Below are 15,767 nucleotides of genomic sequence, written 5' to 3' on the forward strand. Positions count from 1 at the left end.
TTATTGCAAAAAATTTAAAAGATCATAATAGTTTTCAGAATTTATGCCATGACCTTCATTGTATTCATGATATTCATAATCTAAATCTAATTCCTCACATATTGATTTGAATTGACGAGACCATTGAATGGGAATAATAGGATCTTCTTTTCCATGAGAAAAGAAAAATTCCAATTGTGAAAAATCATCCCCCATGTTTACGTCTTTCAATAATTCCGGATCCGGATATCCACTTAAACAGGCTATTTTTTTAAACCTTTTTGGATGGTGTAATGCTAATGAAAAAGAAAGGATAGCTCCTTGACTAAAACCTAATAAGGTTATGGAATTAGTATCGAAAGGATATTTAGTTTGGATTTGATCCAAAAATTTCATAATAATTTTTTGCGATTCAATGGCCTGGTAGGAATTAATCATTTTGGCTCCTGAAGTAAAATCTAAATCGTACCAGGCATATCCACCCATGCTAATTTCTCGTATGGCTCGTAAACTAATCACGTAGGCATCATCGGGTAATTCTTCTGCAAAACTGAACAAATCTTGCTCATTACTTCCATATCCATGCAGCAAAAGTATTAATGAAGGCGTCTCGGTAGCTGACTTAGGTTCTCTTAATAAATAATGGACCATATTTAGAAATTTAGTAAAACAAAGATACTCTTTTTTGTATAATACATTTTAGAGGATCAAGCTATCTAACGTTATCTATACGTTTCTTATGAAATTTATGCTTCTTAGTGAGTATCTTGAAAATGATTTTTTTTAGATCAATTGTTAATAAGAACATTAGATTAGATTATATTATATTTTTTCAAATTATTAAAACATAATGCTTTTTAGTAAAATAGATACGGTTTAAAATTATTAGTAGTAACCAATCGATTTTTTATTCAATCACTCTATTTTCTAACATGGGAACAAATTGATAATCTCCAAACTCCATAGTCTCAAATGTATTTTCATCTAATTTAAGAACTGTATACATTTTTTGCTCTTTTTCTCCTATAGGAATAACCATGACCCCTCCAACTGCTAATTGCTCCAATAACTTTTTAGGCATGGTGGGAACCCCCGCTGTCACTATAATTTTATCAAAAGGAGCAAAAGAAGGAAGACCTAAATATCCATCGCCAAAAATTTGATGTTTAGGAGTGAAATTAATTTTTTTAAGAATTCTTTTGGAGAATTCAAATAATTCTTTTTGTCTTTCAATGGTAAAGACTTGTGCTCCTAGGGCTACTAAAACAGAAGTTTGATATCCGGAACCCGTTCCGATTTCTAAAACTTTTTCTCCTTTCTGAACGTGTAATAATTGAGTTTGAAAAGCTACTGTAAATGGATGGGAAATCGTTTGATTAGATAATATTGGAAAAGCTCGGTCTTCATAAGCCAGATCTTCAAATATTGAATCTATAAAAAGATGACGAGGAATTTTATTTAGGGCATTTAATACAATTTCATCATTTATTCCTTTTTGCTTAAGTAAATTAATTAGTTTATTTCTCTTTCCTTTATGTTTTAATGTATCCTGTTTCATTGTCTTGCAAGTTATTTAAAATATCAATGAGAAACAATATTTACCGGGACGCATAAAGGCGAAAATTAAGCGATAAAAAATATTTTTTACATGAAAATTATTGTAATTTAAAAAGTTCCTTATTTTTATCTTATTTGTATTTTTTTTGAATTTTTTAATTTTTTAATCTTTTGGGAAGGATAAAAGTTAAATTAAGTAAAACAATAGCGATAAGGATAAGTACAATGCCCACCCATTGCAGGGAAGTTACTTTTTCGCTAAGCACAAATTTCGCCATCATAACAGAAACCGGAAGTTCCAAGGAAGCAATTATACTTCCTATTCCAATTCCAACCACCGGCATACCTTTGGTAAATAAAAATGGAGGAAGAATAGTACCGAAAACAGCTAATATAATACCCCATTTATAGAATATTGAAAAATGGAAGGGTTCAGTTATCAGCGCATGAGCCCAAATTAATGAAACCATAAGGGTGGCTCCCACTAACAGATAAACAGACCGCAAAGTAGAGGGCATAGATAAGGCTACTTTATTGGATGTAAACATTGAAAAAGTATAGGATAGTGCTGCTAAAATTCCAAAAATTACACCTGTTGCATTCAAATGAACGTGAGATTCATTGATAAGATTGGTTGCTAATAAAGTACCCAAAAGAATGGTTATAATGGCTACAATTTCAACAAGTGTAGGTTTCTTACGATTTACAATAAAATCCACTAATGCACCCATCCATACCGCTTGCATAAGTAAAACTATGCATATGGATACAGGGATTCCGTAATGAACGGCTAAGTAATAAAAGGTGCTGGTAAGACCAAAGGATGTTCCACACAAAACTAAATATACTTTGTCTTTTAAAGTGTATTTTTTTTCTTGACTTACCTGTTTATTTTTACTAAAACCATGAAGTATGATAAGACCTAGCAATCCGAGGACCGCTTGAGAAAAGGTAACCTCCGCTGTAGTATAACCGTCGTTATAAGACAGACGAACAAAAGTTGCCAATACTCCATAAGAAGCTGCTGCAAACGCCACAAAAAATAGCGATTTTAAGTAGTTCACGTTCATTTATTTGTATTTATATAATTTTAAGCAGGTTCAAAGTTAAAAACTTAAATTCAGATACTTGACGAAAAATTCATTCAATTGTTGATTTTTTTTAAATTTAGATTAAACAATTATCAATTAGAAAGATAAAATTTTAAATAAATAATCATATGAATCAGTGGATTATGAGCGTATTATTTTTTGCATTTATAAATAAAAAGCACTACATTTGCAAACTTAAAAATTAAAAGAGCATAAATGCCAACTATTCAACAATTAGTAAGAAAAGGAAGAGCCACACTTACCAAGAAGAGTAAATCGGCTGCTTTAGATTCTTGTCCACAAAGACGTGGAGTATGTACTCGTGTATATACCACTACACCAAAGAAACCGAATTCAGCACTTAGAAAAGTAGCCAGAGTTCGTTTAACTAATGGTAAAGAGGTCAATGCGTACATCCCGGGAGAAGGACATAATCTGCAAGAGCACTCGATAGTATTGGTGAGAGGCGGAAGGGTAAAAGATTTACCTGGTGTTCGTTATCACATTGTCAGAGGTGCTTTAGACACAGCCGGCGTTCAAGGACGTTTACAAAGAAGAAGTAAATACGGAGCTAAACGACCTAAAGAGAAAAAATAAGTAATAACGAAATTATTCAGGTAAAATGAGAAAAACGAAAGCAAAAAAACGTCCGCTTTTACCGGATCCTAAGTTTAACGATCAGTTAGTAACTCGTTTCGTTAATAACTTAATGAAAGACGGTAAAAAAAGCATAGCTTTTAAAATTTTTTACGATGCGTTGGAAATCGTAGAAACTAAAAAAGAAAATCAGGAAAAAACATCTCTGGAAATTTGGAAAGATGCTTTAGAAAACGTAATGCCTCACGTTGAAGTACGCAGCAGAAGAGTTGGGGGAGCTAACTTCCAGATTCCAATGCCTATTCGTCCGGATAGAAAAATTTCTATGGCGATGAAATGGTTAATAAAATATTCAAGAGATAGAAATGAAAAGTCCATGTCTCAAAAGTTAGCTGCTGAAATTATTGCCGCTGCTAAAGAGGAAGGTGCTGCAGTTAAAAAGAAAACCGATACGCATCGTATGGCTGAAGCTAATAAAGCATTCTCACATTTCAAATTCTAAAGAAAATATGTCTAGAGATTTAAAATATACACGTAATATAGGTATTGCTGCTCACATTGATGCAGGAAAGACAACTACAACGGAAAGAATTTTATTTTATACCGGAGTAAACCATAAAATCGGAGAAGTTCATGACGGAGCTTCAACGATGGACTGGATGGTTCAAGAAGCTGAAAGAGGGATCACAATTACTTCTGCAGCTACTACATGTAATTGGAATTTCCCATTAACTGATGACGGTAAAAAACTACCGGATACACAGTCTTACCACTTTAATATTATCGACACTCCGGGACACGTTGACTTTACTGTTGAGGTGAACCGTTCATTAAGGGTATTAGACGGATTAGTTTTCTTATTTAGTGCGGTTGACGGTGTTGAGCCTCAATCTGAAACTAACTGGAGACTTGCGGATAATTACAAAGTTCCTAGAATGGGATTTGTAAACAAAATGGACAGACAAGGTTCTGACTTCCTTAATGTATGTCGTCAAGTTAAAGAAATGTTAGGATCTAATGCGGTTCCTATCGTATTACCTATCGGATCTGAAGAAGATTTCAAAGGGGTAGTTGACTTAGTTAAAAACCGTGCTATTGTATGGCATAATGATAACTTTGGTTCTACTTTTGATATTGTAGATATCCCTGAAGATATGAAAGAGGAGGTAATGGAATATCGCCAAAACCTTATCGAAGCAGTTGCTGAATATGATGAAACTTTAATGGAAAAATTCTTTGAAGATCCGGATTCTATTTCGGAAGAAGAAATTCATGAAGCGCTTCGTAAAGCAACTATAGATATCAGCATTATACCTATGGTTTGCGGATCATCTTTCAAAAATAAAGGGGTTCAGTTTATGTTAGATGCTGTTTGCCGTTATCTTCCTTCTCCACTGGACAAAGAAGCTATTGAAGGTACAGATCCTAAAACTGATGAACCGATCGCAAGAAAACCGGATGCAAAAGAACCGTTTGCAGCTTTAGCGTTTAAAATTGCTACCGATCCTTATGTTGGTCGTTTGGCTTTCTTTAGAGCTTATTCCGGTCATTTAGATGCCGGATCTTATGTATTAAACACTCGATCCGGTGATAAAGAAAGAATTTCCAGAATCTATCAAATGCATGCCAATAAACAAAATCCTATCGAATATATCGAAGCCGGAGATATTGGTGCAGCAGTTGGATTTAAAGATATTAAAACAGGAGATACACTTTGTGATGAAAAATCTCCGATTATTTTGGAAAGCATGGTATTCCCTGATCCGGTTATCGGTATCGCTGTAGAACCTAAAACTAAAGCGGATGTTGATAAATTGGGTATGGCTTTATCAAAATTAGCGGAAGAAGATCCAACTTTCCAAGTAAAAACAGATGAAGCTTCAGGACAAACTGTAATTTCAGGAATGGGTGAGCTTCACCTTGACATCATTGTAGACCGTTTAAGAAGAGAATTTAAAGTTGAAGTAAACCAAGGACAACCTCAGGTTGAGTATAAAGAAGCTTTAATGGGATCTGCTGATCACAGAGAAGTTTACAAAAAACAAACCGGTGGTCGTGGTAAATTTGCTGATATTGTATTCCAAATCGGACCTGCTGATGAAGGAAAAACCGGATTAGAATTCGTAAACGAAATCAAAGGTGGTAACATTCCTAGAGAATTTATCCCATCTGTTGAAAAAGGTTTCAAAGAAGCTATGAAAAATGGTCCTTTAGCAGGATATGAGATTGACGGTATGAAGATCACATTGAAAGACGGATCTTACCATGCGGTTGACTCTGACCAGTTATCTTTCGAATTGGCAGCTAAACTTGGATTCAAAGAAGCAGCTAAAAAAGCAAAACCGGTTATTATGGAACCTATTATGAAATTGGAAGTTTTAACTCCGGAAGAATATATGGGGGACATTGTAGGAGACTTAAACCGTCGTAGAGCAACAGTAAGCGGAATGGATGACAGAAATAATGCCAAAGTTATTAAAGCATTTGTTCCATTATCTGAAATGTTCGGATACGTAACTTCCTTAAGAACTTTATCTTCAGGACGTGCTACTTCAACTATGGAATTTGACCACTATGAAGCAGCTCCTCAGAATATAGCTGATGAAGTAATTGCTAAAGCTAAGGGTACAAACGTTTAATTTTTAAAACAATGAGTCAAAAAATAAGAATAAAACTTAAATCTTACGATTATAATTTAGTTGATAAATCAGCTGAAAAAATCGTAAAAACCGTGAAAGCAACCGGTGCTGTAGTTAATGGTCCTATTCCATTACCTACTCATAAGAGAATTTTTACCGTATTGCGTTCTCCACACGTTAACAAAAAATCTCGTGAACAATTCCAATTAAACTCTCATAAAAGATTAATGGATATCTACAGTTCTTCTTCTAAAACTGTTGATGCATTAATGAAATTAGAGCTTCCTAGCGGTGTTGAAGTAGAGATTAAAGTATAAGTTTTTAAACGAAACTTTAGATATAAAAAACCTTCTGAATTATAAATTCAGAAGGTTTTTTTCTTTTATATAGTATAACAAAAACGCACATTATCACTTAAATTTAATATTTATTTATACAGTATTCGGAATATATTTTAAGTATTTACTTTATTATTATATAAATTTTGGCACGAAATTAGTGTTTAATAAAAGCATAAATAAATCTATTATGAAAAATAATTTGGCTTATTTTTTTAAAAGTATATTGTTCTCAACTGAAAAAAGTAGTATTAGTCATTCTAACTTATTGCCAATTGTAACTTTCAGCACATTTATAATTCCATTTTCAATAGTAAAATTAACTAGCTTAGTATATCTATCTAACTTTCTAAGATATTTTTTAAAAGAATTCGGATTTATATTTTTTAGAAATCCAAATATATATTTTTCAAGATCACAATCAGTAATCTACTGCGATTGTTGCTATAAAAATTAATTAAAATATTATTGAATATTTTGAATGGTTTAGAATTTTAATTATGAATGAATTATAAGATAAAAAAGAATAGAATTAGAAAATTTAAAGACTAATTATAAGTATATGTATAAATTCACCAATTAAATTTGTAAACTCATTTAATTTAAATTCAATAACATGTTAAATTCTATTTAGTGATGCAGGCTTTTTAAGCCTGCTTATTTTATATTTTTATTTTTATATTCTTCAAATTTTAAATATAATTTTTCTTCTTTAACTCGAGGCATTCTTCGATGAGGCTCTGTCACATCCGTTGGTAAGGAAATAAAATCTTTAATGGTATCGACCATTTCAATAGAATCAACCAAAAGTTGCATTTCTAAATTCCAAAGTTTAAAGCATAGGGTATGAAACGTATCTTCTAAAGCTATATCTAATTTTTCTTGTATAATTAAAAGACCAGCGTCTGCCTCTTTGTCTACAAAATGAACTGTTACTCCAATGGGTAAATTTTCATATACTGCCCATTTCAAAGCATCTAAACCACGAACAAAGGGAAGATATCCCGGATGAGAATTTATAATTTTATGGTTGGAAACTAATTGTTCGGGCAATAAACCCGCTCCCGCTATTAAGATAGAATGATAGGAATTTTCTGTAAAACAGTTATCCAACTCTCCTATTTCTTTTTTTATATAGGTATAGTCTAAATTTTTAGCTAACTGTTCATTTTCCTGGGTAAGAAGTAATTCGGTGGGACGATGTGTAATAAGTGCTTGTATAGGTTTTCTGGGAACAAATGGTATTGCATATACATCAACTTTATGATATCCTTTCCCTTTTAATCGCAACAATACTTCTTGTGTTTTCCTTGTGGGATGGTCATAACAAATAACAGCTATTTTTTTATTCATAATAAATATTTTAAAAATTAACTAGTTCAAGTGAGATTTACTAAAGTGTGTTATTTTAAAGCATTATATAAATAATAATATAATGAACGGGAAAAGGACGTTCTATTGTTTAAAACTTTAAAAATAACACTTAAATTTAAAATTAATATTTGGTTGAATCTTGTAAAAAATCTATGACCACATATTCAGAATTGGTTCCTATTCTGAACCTTCCACCCCAAATTCCGATTCCTGAACTTACATAGATATGAGTATTTCCTTTTTTTAAATAACCGTGAGATTTTTCGAATATAGATTTAGTAATTAAAGAAATCGGCCAAACTTGACCTTGATGGGTATGTCCTGAAAATTGTATGTCTACTTGATTAAGCTCGGATTCTTCCAGATGATAGGGCTGGTGATCTAAAACAATTATAGGTTTAGAGGAATCAAGATCTTTAATTAATTCATTAAGAGGCTTTCTAGAGCTATTGGTACGATCATCTCTTCCCACAATATAAAAACTATTTTCAATTAAAATTGAAGAGTCTCTAAGTAAATGAATACCGGCATTTTTAATAAAATCTATACTTTCAGTAATTCCACTTATATATTCATGATTTCCTAAGCAACTGTAAATACCTAAACGGGATTTTAATTTTTTAAAATGCTTTTCCAATAAAAAATGCTGTAAAGGCTTAACATTAGTGTCAATGATATCTCCTACTATAAGAACTAAGTCAGGTTGTTCCTTATTAATTTTATTAATCCAGCTTTTCAGTTCATTTCCCTGAATGGCATAGCCCAAATGAAGGTCGCTGATCATTACAATTTTTAAAGGTTTAATTAACTTTTTATTAGTTGATAATTTTAAATAAATTCTCCTTTTATTAAAATAATTTCTATATCCATAGAAACCTATACAAACCACTAAGCATAGAATCAAGATAATACCATAATTGTTATTAAAGAAACTTTCAGGTATAAATTCACCAAACTTATTTAATAAAAGCAATCCATCATAAACAAGAAAAAGTAAAAAAAAGTATAAAAGAACAACCGGCCAACTAGTAGAAATTTTATATAAAATCGTTGCAGATGCTAAAGATAATTTTTTTGAGAAAAGTAAAAATAATATAAAAGATGAGGGAAGAAAAAATACCAGTAAGAAAAAAATGCTTTTTAGTATAATTGATTGTTCAGATAATAAGGAATATATATGATAAAAAATATAAAAGTTAGCTAAAAAGTATAAAAATATGGTAAACGAAAATAAAAAAATTTTTTTCATAGAATCTTTTTTTTCTAATTTTTATAAAGATAGCTAACTTCCATTTCAATCAAATTTAATTTTTAAGGATCAAAAATATTTTACTTTACTTAACTAAAGCAGATTAAATGATTTTAATTGATTAAAAAAATTATATAAATCAGAATAAATTAAACGGTTTGTTTAGTATATTTTATTTTAAAATTGATTTATACTATAATTTTTACTCACCTGGATAATCATTATCTTAGTCAGATACCTGCTTTATTTCTTCTATAAACCTATCTGCCAATTGATCGGCTTCTTGTTGTGTAGGAGCTTCAGTATATATACGGATGATAGGTTCTGTATTTGATTTTCTTAAGTGTACCCAATTATCGGAAAAATCGATTTTCAATCCATCATAAGTTTTTATATCTTCATTTTTATATTTTTCGGTTAATTTTTGTATAATAACATCTGTATTAATTTCCGGACTTAAATCAATTTTTTTCTTTCCCATAAAATAGGAAGGATACGTATTTCTAAGTTGTTTTATTGTAATCTTTCTTTCAGCAAGATAGGATAGAAAAAGGGCTATTCCAACTAATGAATCACGACCATAGTGTAATTCAGGATATATAATACCTCCATTACCTTCGCCTCCGATACGCGCGTTGATATCCTTCATCTTTGTTACTACATTAACTTCTCCAACTGCCGAAGCATGATATTCTTGATTGTATTTTTCTGAAATATCACGTAATGCCCGTGAAGATGATAAATTAGAAACCGTAGCTGAAGGAGTTTTACTTAAAACATAATCTGCAACTACAACTAATGTATATTCTTCTCCAAACATGGTTCCGTCTTCGCATATAAATGCTAAGCGATCTACATCCGGATCCACAACTATTCCTAAATCCGCTTGTTCTTTAGGAACTCTTTTCATTATTTCGCCTAAATTGACTTCCAACGGTTCGGGATTATGTGGAAAATGTCCGTTGGGTGTACAATACATTTCGACTACTTCAACTCCTAATTTTTCTAATAAGGGAAGAACCGATATACCTCCTGTAGAATTTACGGCATCAACCACCACTTTAAAGCCTGCTTTTTTAATTAAGTCAACGTTCACTAAAGGCAGTTCCAATATTTTGTTTATATGATGCTCTATTGCTTTTTCTTCTTTTTTATACGATCCTAAATAATCTACTTCAACAAAATCAAAATCTTCAGCATCAGCTATGTTTAATAATTCTTTACCTTCTTTATCGGATATAAATTCACCTTTAGCATTCAGTAGTTTTAACGCATTCCATTGTTTAGGATTATGACTTGCCGTTAAAATAATTCCTCCGTCTGCTTGTAAATATGGAACCATAATTTCCACCGTTGGAGTTGTCGAAAGTCCTAAATCAACAACATCTATTCCTACTCCCTGTAAAGTGGATGAAACTAACTCGGAGATCATTTGACCGGAAATCCGTGCATCTCTCCCAAGTACTACTTTAATTTTTTCTTTATTTAATTTTCTTTTTAACCAAGTTCCATAAGCCGAAGCAAATTTTACGGTATCAATCGGGGTAAGATTTTCTCCTATTTTACCCCCTATTGTCCCTCGAATTCCTGATATACTTTTAATTAACGGCATAGATATTTTCTTTTATTCTTAAAATTATTTTGAATATTCTTCAATTTTACTTAAAATGAACTCTTTGGAAAGATTTCCTAAAAATCCTTCTTTTTTATTTCCTTTTTGTATAACTGTTACCGGTATACCCCCTTCTAGATCAGGACTAATCGTACCAATATGGTCTCTCATTTCTTGAGAGGATATATTGTATACGTTTTTCATTTTATTTTTTTGCACAAATGTATGTAATGTACTTTGTGTATCATTTTCATCAATGCTTACAAAGATAAATTTTACTTTTTCATGGGCGTATTTCTCTTGAATAGACACAAAATCAGGTATTTCTTTAACACAAGGAGGACACCAAGTTGCCCAGTAATTGGTAATATATATAGTATCACTCTTTGTATTTAATAAACTTTGAATTTTTGAAAAATCGGATTTGATAATTTTAGTTTCTTGATTACTTACTTCAATTTCCGAATGATCTACAGTAGTTTCATGAGTTTGATTTAAACTCTGCTCTTTACTAGTATTTTTTTCTTTACAGGTAACTAGTAAGGCAAGGCTGAATAGTACTACATATATTTTTTTCATTTAACTATTTTATTTACAAAAGTAATCATTTAAAAGTTCAAATTTTTATTTTATAAAATCAATCATATAGTTTATGTAAAAAAAAAACATATTTTTTTAAAGTGTTTTTACACGTATTGTTTATAAATTATATCGCAGAATACTACTCTTTATTTTTATAAATAAAAGAGACCGTAATTGCTATTTTTTTTATATTTGATAAAATTAAATGTTTATGAAAAAAAATTTTTATGTTATAGCAATCCTTACTTGTGGATTGATTTCATGTGATAAATATTCAAGCGGTAATAAAAATATTATTCCTGCCGATATTGAACAAAATGTAAATTCACAATCTCAATCAAATGATACCCTAAAAAAATCTTCTATTGTTATTGATTCTTTAAAAAGTGAATCTACAAAAGATTCCTTAACGAAAAAAAATCTTACCCAAGATTCATTGCATCCTATGAAAACAGTTATAAAAAAGTAACTAATTATTTAAAACTAATTATTTGATTTATTAAATAATTTTTTACTAACAATTAAAACTTTTAAGATGTTACATAATAAATATATTAGTTTAATTTTATCCGTTCAACTTATTTTGTTTTCTTGCGGAGATAATAAGAGTAATAAATCTACCTCGACTTCTGAAGTAAAAAGCGTTGAAACTACAACACAACAAATTAAACCTCAAGGAAAAGAATCCGGTTTCAAAAAAGAATTAGTATGGACGGCTTATAAAACTCCCAAAAAAGTACCTGTAAGTGGTAGTTTTAAAAATATTTCTTTAATCAACACGAAAGAAGATAAACCGTTGGATGAATCATTGGAAGGAGCAAAATTTTATATTGATGGAACAACGGTTTCTACCGGTGACACTTCCAGAGATGGAAACTTAACTTTATTTTTTTTTAAAAGATTATCCTCTCCTGAAATTTATGGATCATTTGGGAAATTTGAAAACAATAAGGTGAAGATCTCCTTAACTTTAAATGGAAAAACAATAACCAAAGAATTTTCATATAAACTTGACAAAAAAATGATGATGATTCAAGGTTCAATCGACATATTAAAAGATTTTAATTCTGAAAAAGCATATACCAGCTTGCATAGAGCTTGTTTTGATCTGCATGAAGGTAAAACTTGGACAGAAGTTGATTTAATGGTTTTTATTTCTAAATAATAATTGTTATCTATAATTCAGTTTGTTTGCGACAAGTTAAACCTAAAATAGTATCAATCACAATTAAAACAATCATTACGTAATTAATTTAGATACATTAGATGATTGGTTCAGTACCTATTAATCGATAAAGAATAAAATTTTAAAAAAATCAGTGTTTATTTCATTTATTATTTTATTGAAATTCATAGATTTAATAGTATTAAATGAGATTAATTACTTTAAAAATCGTTATTTGTAGCAAAAAATATGAATTTTTCAATCAAAAAAGTTTGTGAAATTGAAAAATGAGTTTATCTTTGCACCACTGAAATTATTAAAAATAAGTCTTCAGAAAAGATCCGGTAGTTCAGTTGGTTAGAATACCTGCCTGTCACGCAGGTGGTCGCGGGTTCGAGTCCCGTCCGGATCGCTAAGAAACATAAATTTCTTTATTTTTTTATTGCACACTATGCAATCTACCCTGATCCGGTAGTTCAGTTGGTTAGAATACCTGCCTGTCACGCAGGTGGTCGCGGGTTCGAGTCCCGTCCGGATCGCTAAAATTTATACTTAATTTTCATATTAATTCCTATTAATCTCCTTTTTTATTTATTAGTATTTTATATATGAAGACTCTTAATATAGATCTCTAAAGATCTTATTTTGTTTAGAATTTAATTATTATAAGAGTTGTTTGCATGAATATCTACCCTATTATACTAATTACTATAGCAAAGCATTAATTCAATTTTTTTTTCTTTTAACCACTTTTGAATATGATCCGCAATTTCAATATTATTAAGATCTGACATAATAAAATGCGTATTTCCATTTATTCCAATGTCCGGCAAATGAATAACAGTGACATCTCCACCGTTTTCATTAACTAATTTCGCCCATTCTTTAGCAGAAATCAGTACTTCTCTCCAAAAATTTTGCGAATAAGCAGTAGTTTTTTCTTTGGGAATAAAATCTCCATAAATAATATGAGTATAGGCATACGGGTTAATTTCATAAATTGATTCATGGGTATACTTCCCCCCTATTTCTTTCGAAAAACTAAATGCAACCTTTTTTTAGAATAGCAACAAAATTTTCAATTTGTTAATTTATATAAAAAAAACCGGAATGAGATTTATTTAGCAAATCTAAGAATAAAATTTATTTCAGGATAAATTATTTTAAAAATATTTTATCTCTAATCCGAATATTATAATTATTAATTGAAAAACTTTATAAATAATTTGCCTGAAGATTAAATAGGATTTCTATTTTATAAATTAGTGTATAAAATAAAGTTTACCATAAAATAAAACGACTTTACTTCCAGTCGGTAAGTAGAGTCGTTTTGTATGGTAAGTAATTTAATTTTTAGTTTTCAAGAGGAAGGAATCCATAATTTTTAGAGTAGAACAACATTTCTACTGCAAATGATTCCGGATAAGTAACTTCAATGTCAGTTATTTCTCCTTGTTCATTGGTTTTAGGAACTAAAATAGGATTGATGAAACCTTTATAAGCAGCGGTATTAAATTTAGAGTTTCTTTTTAAAACTTCTGCATGTAATTCTTTATCCACTTTTACTCCATACGTTTCCACTAAATTTTTTGCAGCATTATAATCTCCTTCAGATTTAATTCTTTGAGTTTCTTTCAATAATTCTCCAAATAAATTATGAAGCTTTTCGTAATCATTAATTTTAAAATAGGTTTTACCATCTTTAACCACTTTTTCAATTACATTATCTTTTTTACCTTTTTCATACGCCCACGCACTAACCCATTGGCGATTTCTCATATGTGCTTCTTCTATATCTCTTCCCGGTTCAATTCTAACTAATTGAGTCATTAATCCGTTTCGTATATAATCATTATAGGCTGTCATTCCTACTTTCTTCCAGTCATCTACTAATCCAAGCTTTTGTAATTCCGGATCATATAAATAATACAATCCTACTAAATCTGCTCTTCCCTCTTCCATAGTAGATGCATAGCTTTTTAAAGTTTCCTTAGGGGTTCCGACTCCTTGATTAATTTGTCCAGAAGCATGACCCACAACTTCATGTAAAGCTGTATGCAGTTTATCTGCTAATTCTCCGTATTTTTCTGATAATTCTATTTCTTCTTGATTGTATGCAAATTCTTTTAATTTTTCACTTCCTCCGGCTAAATTATAAGCGTCTATAATATTACCTAAAGAAACCGACTTTGAGCCATATTCCGCACGGATCCAATCCGCATTAGGTAAATTTACTCCAATCGGAGTACTGGGTGAAGAATCCCCCGCTTCTGATGCTACATTAACTGTTTTATACGATATCCCTACAACATTTTTCTTTTTATGTTCCGGCATTAAAGGAGAATGATCTTCAAACCATTGTGCATTTTTGGATATAACTTCCATTTTTGCCGACATGTCAAAATCTTTGATTTGAACGATATTTTCATAAGATCCTTTATGACCAAGGGGATCATTATACACCTCTACAAATCCGTTTATATAATCTATATTTCCTTTAGTTGCTTTAAGCCATGCTATGTTATAATCATCCCAAGTTTTTAAATCTCCTGTTCTGTAATATTCAATTAAAAGTTTCAAGGCATCTCCCTGTTCTTTATTTTCAGCTACGGTAACAGCCTTATCCAACCAATAGATTATTTGATCAATAGCTGAACCGTACATTCCCCCGCTTTTCCAAATCTTTTCTTCTAAAGTACCTTTACTGTCTTTAACTAATTGAGAGTTTAAACCAAAAGATAAGGGACGAGAAGCATCCGGACTTTTTTTAGCTGAATAATATTTCTCCACTTCCTTTTCGGTAATTCCTTCTCCATAAAAATTTACTGCAGATCCTGAAATTAACCCTTTGGATTCATCAAGATTTACTTTTTTAGAATCTTTTTCATTGAATAAAATGGAAACGATCTGAGAATCCAATGAGGTTTGAGTTTCTTTCATTAGCTCCTCAAAATATGCTTGGGTAAATTCAGGCATAATTTTATCGTTCGAATAATGATGATGAATCCCATTTGAAAACCAAACCCTTTTTAAATATACTTCAAAATTGTTCCAATCTTTTGAGGTTTTATCTCCTTTATAATTTTGATAGATGGATTCTAATGCTTTTCTTATTTTCAAATTATATTTATAGTTTTGGTCCCAAAGGATATCTCTACCTGCTAATCCGGCTTGAGAAAGATAATAGACCAATTTTTTTTCATTTAAAGACAACTTATCCCATTCAGGTATTCGATATCTTAAAACTTCAATATCGGCAAAACGATCGACTTTATAATTAAAATCTTCTTCACTAATTTTTTCGGTTTGCTCTGAATGTTTTGATTCACAAGACCCCAAAATTATTGAGGCAGCAAGAATACCCGCAACAATATTAATTTTCATCTTTATAATGTTTATATGTTAATTATGTTAACAAAGATAAAAAACTATATGATAAGGAGAGTATAGTTCTCAAATTTATTATAAAATGAATGAGACAAGTTTATAATTAAAAAAATAATACTCAATACGTTATATATTAACCTTTAAAGAATATTACTTTTTAATAAAACTGATATAAGAACCTTCCATAAAACTATTTA

Annotated in this window: 14 protein-coding genes and 2 tRNA genes; 8 read left to right on the plus strand and 8 right to left on the minus strand. The window is 30.5% G+C overall.

What is annotated here, in order from left to right:
- The 3 genes from G8C41_RS05700 to G8C41_RS05710 all read right to left on the minus strand — a co-directional run bounded on the left by G8C41_RS05700 (position 1) and on the right by G8C41_RS05710 (position 2,606).
- Positions 1–630, minus strand: a complete 630-nt coding sequence (locus tag G8C41_RS05700; protein ID WP_166006628.1) for an alpha/beta hydrolase — start codon at positions 628–630, stop codon at positions 1–3.
- Positions 631–886: 256 nt separating this feature from the next.
- A complete protein-coding gene (locus tag G8C41_RS05705) occupies positions 887–1,537 on the minus strand; it encodes a protein-L-isoaspartate(D-aspartate) O-methyltransferase (RefSeq protein WP_105297009.1) in 651 nt (216 codons plus the stop codon).
- Positions 1,538–1,691: 154 nt separating this feature from the next.
- Complete coding sequence (locus G8C41_RS05710; RefSeq protein WP_166006630.1) at positions 1,692–2,606, minus strand: EamA family transporter; 915 nt, start codon at positions 2,604–2,606, stop codon at positions 1,692–1,694.
- Between the two features lie 237 nt (positions 2,607–2,843).
- On the opposite strand from G8C41_RS05710, the gene rpsL reads away from it, so the two are divergent.
- The 4 genes from rpsL to rpsJ are packed head-to-tail and all read left to right on the plus strand — an operon-like array spanning position 2,844 to position 6,180.
- Positions 2,844–3,224: a 30S ribosomal protein S12 gene (gene rpsL, locus G8C41_RS05715; protein ID WP_055425682.1), complete on the plus strand. Its 381-nt coding sequence runs from the start codon at positions 2,844–2,846 to the stop codon at positions 3,222–3,224.
- 25 nt (positions 3,225–3,249) lie between these two features.
- On the plus strand, positions 3,250–3,726 hold the full coding sequence (rpsG, locus tag G8C41_RS05720; RefSeq protein ID WP_055425681.1) for a 30S ribosomal protein S7: 477 nt from the start codon (positions 3,250–3,252) through the stop codon (positions 3,724–3,726).
- 7 nt (positions 3,727–3,733) lie between these two features.
- The gene (gene fusA, locus G8C41_RS05725) at positions 3,734–5,863 is read left to right on the plus strand and encodes an elongation factor G (protein WP_105297011.1); all 2,130 of its coding nucleotides are present in this window, start codon (positions 3,734–3,736) and stop codon (positions 5,861–5,863) included.
- Between the two features lie 11 nt (positions 5,864–5,874).
- On the plus strand, positions 5,875–6,180 hold the full coding sequence (rpsJ, locus tag G8C41_RS05730; protein WP_055425679.1) for a 30S ribosomal protein S10: 306 nt from the start codon (positions 5,875–5,877) through the stop codon (positions 6,178–6,180).
- A gap of 678 nt (positions 6,181–6,858) precedes the next feature.
- Here rpsJ and G8C41_RS05735 read toward each other — a convergent pair.
- The 4 genes from G8C41_RS05735 to G8C41_RS05750 form a co-directional block, all read right to left on the minus strand.
- Entirely contained in the window at positions 6,859–7,554 is a 696-nt protein-coding gene (locus tag G8C41_RS05735) for a formyltransferase family protein (RefSeq protein WP_166006632.1), read from the minus strand.
- Between the two features lie 142 nt (positions 7,555–7,696).
- Positions 7,697–8,824 (minus strand): metallophosphoesterase, encoded by a 1,128-nt coding sequence (locus G8C41_RS05740; RefSeq protein WP_166006634.1) that lies wholly within the window; start codon positions 8,822–8,824, stop codon positions 7,697–7,699.
- Positions 8,825–9,050: 226 nt separating this feature from the next.
- Positions 9,051–10,436 carry a phosphoglucosamine mutase gene (gene glmM, locus G8C41_RS05745; RefSeq protein WP_166006636.1) on the minus strand — a complete coding sequence of 462 codons (1,386 nt, stop codon included), beginning with the start codon at positions 10,434–10,436 and terminating at the stop codon, positions 9,051–9,053.
- Positions 10,437–10,460: 24 nt separating this feature from the next.
- Positions 10,461–11,015, minus strand: a complete 555-nt coding sequence (locus G8C41_RS05750; RefSeq protein WP_166006638.1) for a TlpA disulfide reductase family protein — start codon at positions 11,013–11,015, stop codon at positions 10,461–10,463.
- A 214-nt stretch (positions 11,016–11,229) separates the two neighbouring features.
- On the opposite strand from G8C41_RS05750, the gene G8C41_RS05755 reads away from it, so the two are divergent.
- The 4 genes from G8C41_RS05755 to G8C41_RS05770 all read left to right on the plus strand — a co-directional run bounded on the left by G8C41_RS05755 (position 11,230) and on the right by G8C41_RS05770 (position 12,722).
- A complete protein-coding gene (locus G8C41_RS05755) occupies positions 11,230–11,487 on the plus strand; it encodes a hypothetical protein (RefSeq protein ID WP_166006640.1) in 258 nt (85 codons plus the stop codon).
- A 66-nt stretch (positions 11,488–11,553) separates the two neighbouring features.
- The gene (locus G8C41_RS05760; protein ID WP_166006642.1) at positions 11,554–12,183 is read left to right on the plus strand and encodes a YceI family protein; all 630 of its coding nucleotides are present in this window, start codon (positions 11,554–11,556) and stop codon (positions 12,181–12,183) included.
- A gap of 338 nt (positions 12,184–12,521) precedes the next feature.
- Positions 12,522–12,595, plus strand: a tRNA-Asp gene (locus G8C41_RS05765).
- Positions 12,596–12,648: 53 nt separating this feature from the next.
- Positions 12,649–12,722 (plus strand) — tRNA-Asp (locus tag G8C41_RS05770).
- 814 nt (positions 12,723–13,536) lie between these two features.
- On the opposite strand, the gene G8C41_RS05775 is transcribed toward G8C41_RS05770, so the two are convergent.
- Positions 13,537–15,567 carry a dipeptidyl-peptidase 3 family protein gene (locus G8C41_RS05775; RefSeq protein ID WP_166006644.1) on the minus strand — a complete coding sequence of 677 codons (2,031 nt, stop codon included), beginning with the start codon at positions 15,565–15,567 and terminating at the stop codon, positions 13,537–13,539.
- Between the last annotated feature and the right edge of the window lie 200 nt (positions 15,568–15,767).

Source organism: Apibacter sp. B3706 (assembly GCF_011082725.1).
GTDB lineage: Bacteria > Bacteroidota > Bacteroidia > Flavobacteriales > Weeksellaceae > Apibacter.

What these genes read in the sequence shown, in the direction of transcription:
- G8C41_RS05700 (WP_166006628.1), bottom strand. Translation starts at nt 630, where the DNA reads ATGGTCCATTATTTATTAAGAGAACCTAAGTCAGCTACCGAGACGCCT.
- G8C41_RS05705 (WP_105297009.1), bottom strand. Translation starts at nt 1,537, where the DNA reads ATGAAACAGGATACATTAAAACATAAAGGAAAGAGAAATAAACTAATT.
- G8C41_RS05710 (WP_166006630.1), bottom strand. Translation starts at nt 2,606, where the DNA reads ATGAACGTGAACTACTTAAAATCGCTATTTTTTGTGGCGTTTGCAGCA.
- rpsL (WP_055425682.1), top strand. Translation starts at nt 2,844, where the DNA reads ATGCCAACTATTCAACAATTAGTAAGAAAAGGAAGAGCCACACTTACC.
- rpsG (WP_055425681.1), top strand. Translation starts at nt 3,250, where the DNA reads ATGAGAAAAACGAAAGCAAAAAAACGTCCGCTTTTACCGGATCCTAAG.
- fusA (WP_105297011.1), top strand. Translation starts at nt 3,734, where the DNA reads ATGTCTAGAGATTTAAAATATACACGTAATATAGGTATTGCTGCTCAC.
- rpsJ (WP_055425679.1), top strand. Translation starts at nt 5,875, where the DNA reads ATGAGTCAAAAAATAAGAATAAAACTTAAATCTTACGATTATAATTTA.
- G8C41_RS05735 (WP_166006632.1), bottom strand. Translation starts at nt 7,554, where the DNA reads ATGAATAAAAAAATAGCTGTTATTTGTTATGACCATCCCACAAGGAAA.
- G8C41_RS05740 (WP_166006634.1), bottom strand. Translation starts at nt 8,824, where the DNA reads ATGAAAAAAATTTTTTTATTTTCGTTTACCATATTTTTATACTTTTTA.
- glmM (WP_166006636.1), bottom strand. Translation starts at nt 10,436, where the DNA reads ATGCCGTTAATTAAAAGTATATCAGGAATTCGAGGGACAATAGGGGGT.
- G8C41_RS05750 (WP_166006638.1), bottom strand. Translation starts at nt 11,015, where the DNA reads ATGAAAAAAATATATGTAGTACTATTCAGCCTTGCCTTACTAGTTACC.
- G8C41_RS05755 (WP_166006640.1), top strand. Translation starts at nt 11,230, where the DNA reads ATGAAAAAAAATTTTTATGTTATAGCAATCCTTACTTGTGGATTGATT.
- G8C41_RS05760 (WP_166006642.1), top strand. Translation starts at nt 11,554, where the DNA reads ATGTTACATAATAAATATATTAGTTTAATTTTATCCGTTCAACTTATT.
- G8C41_RS05775 (WP_166006644.1), bottom strand. Translation starts at nt 15,567, where the DNA reads ATGAAAATTAATATTGTTGCGGGTATTCTTGCTGCCTCAATAATTTTG.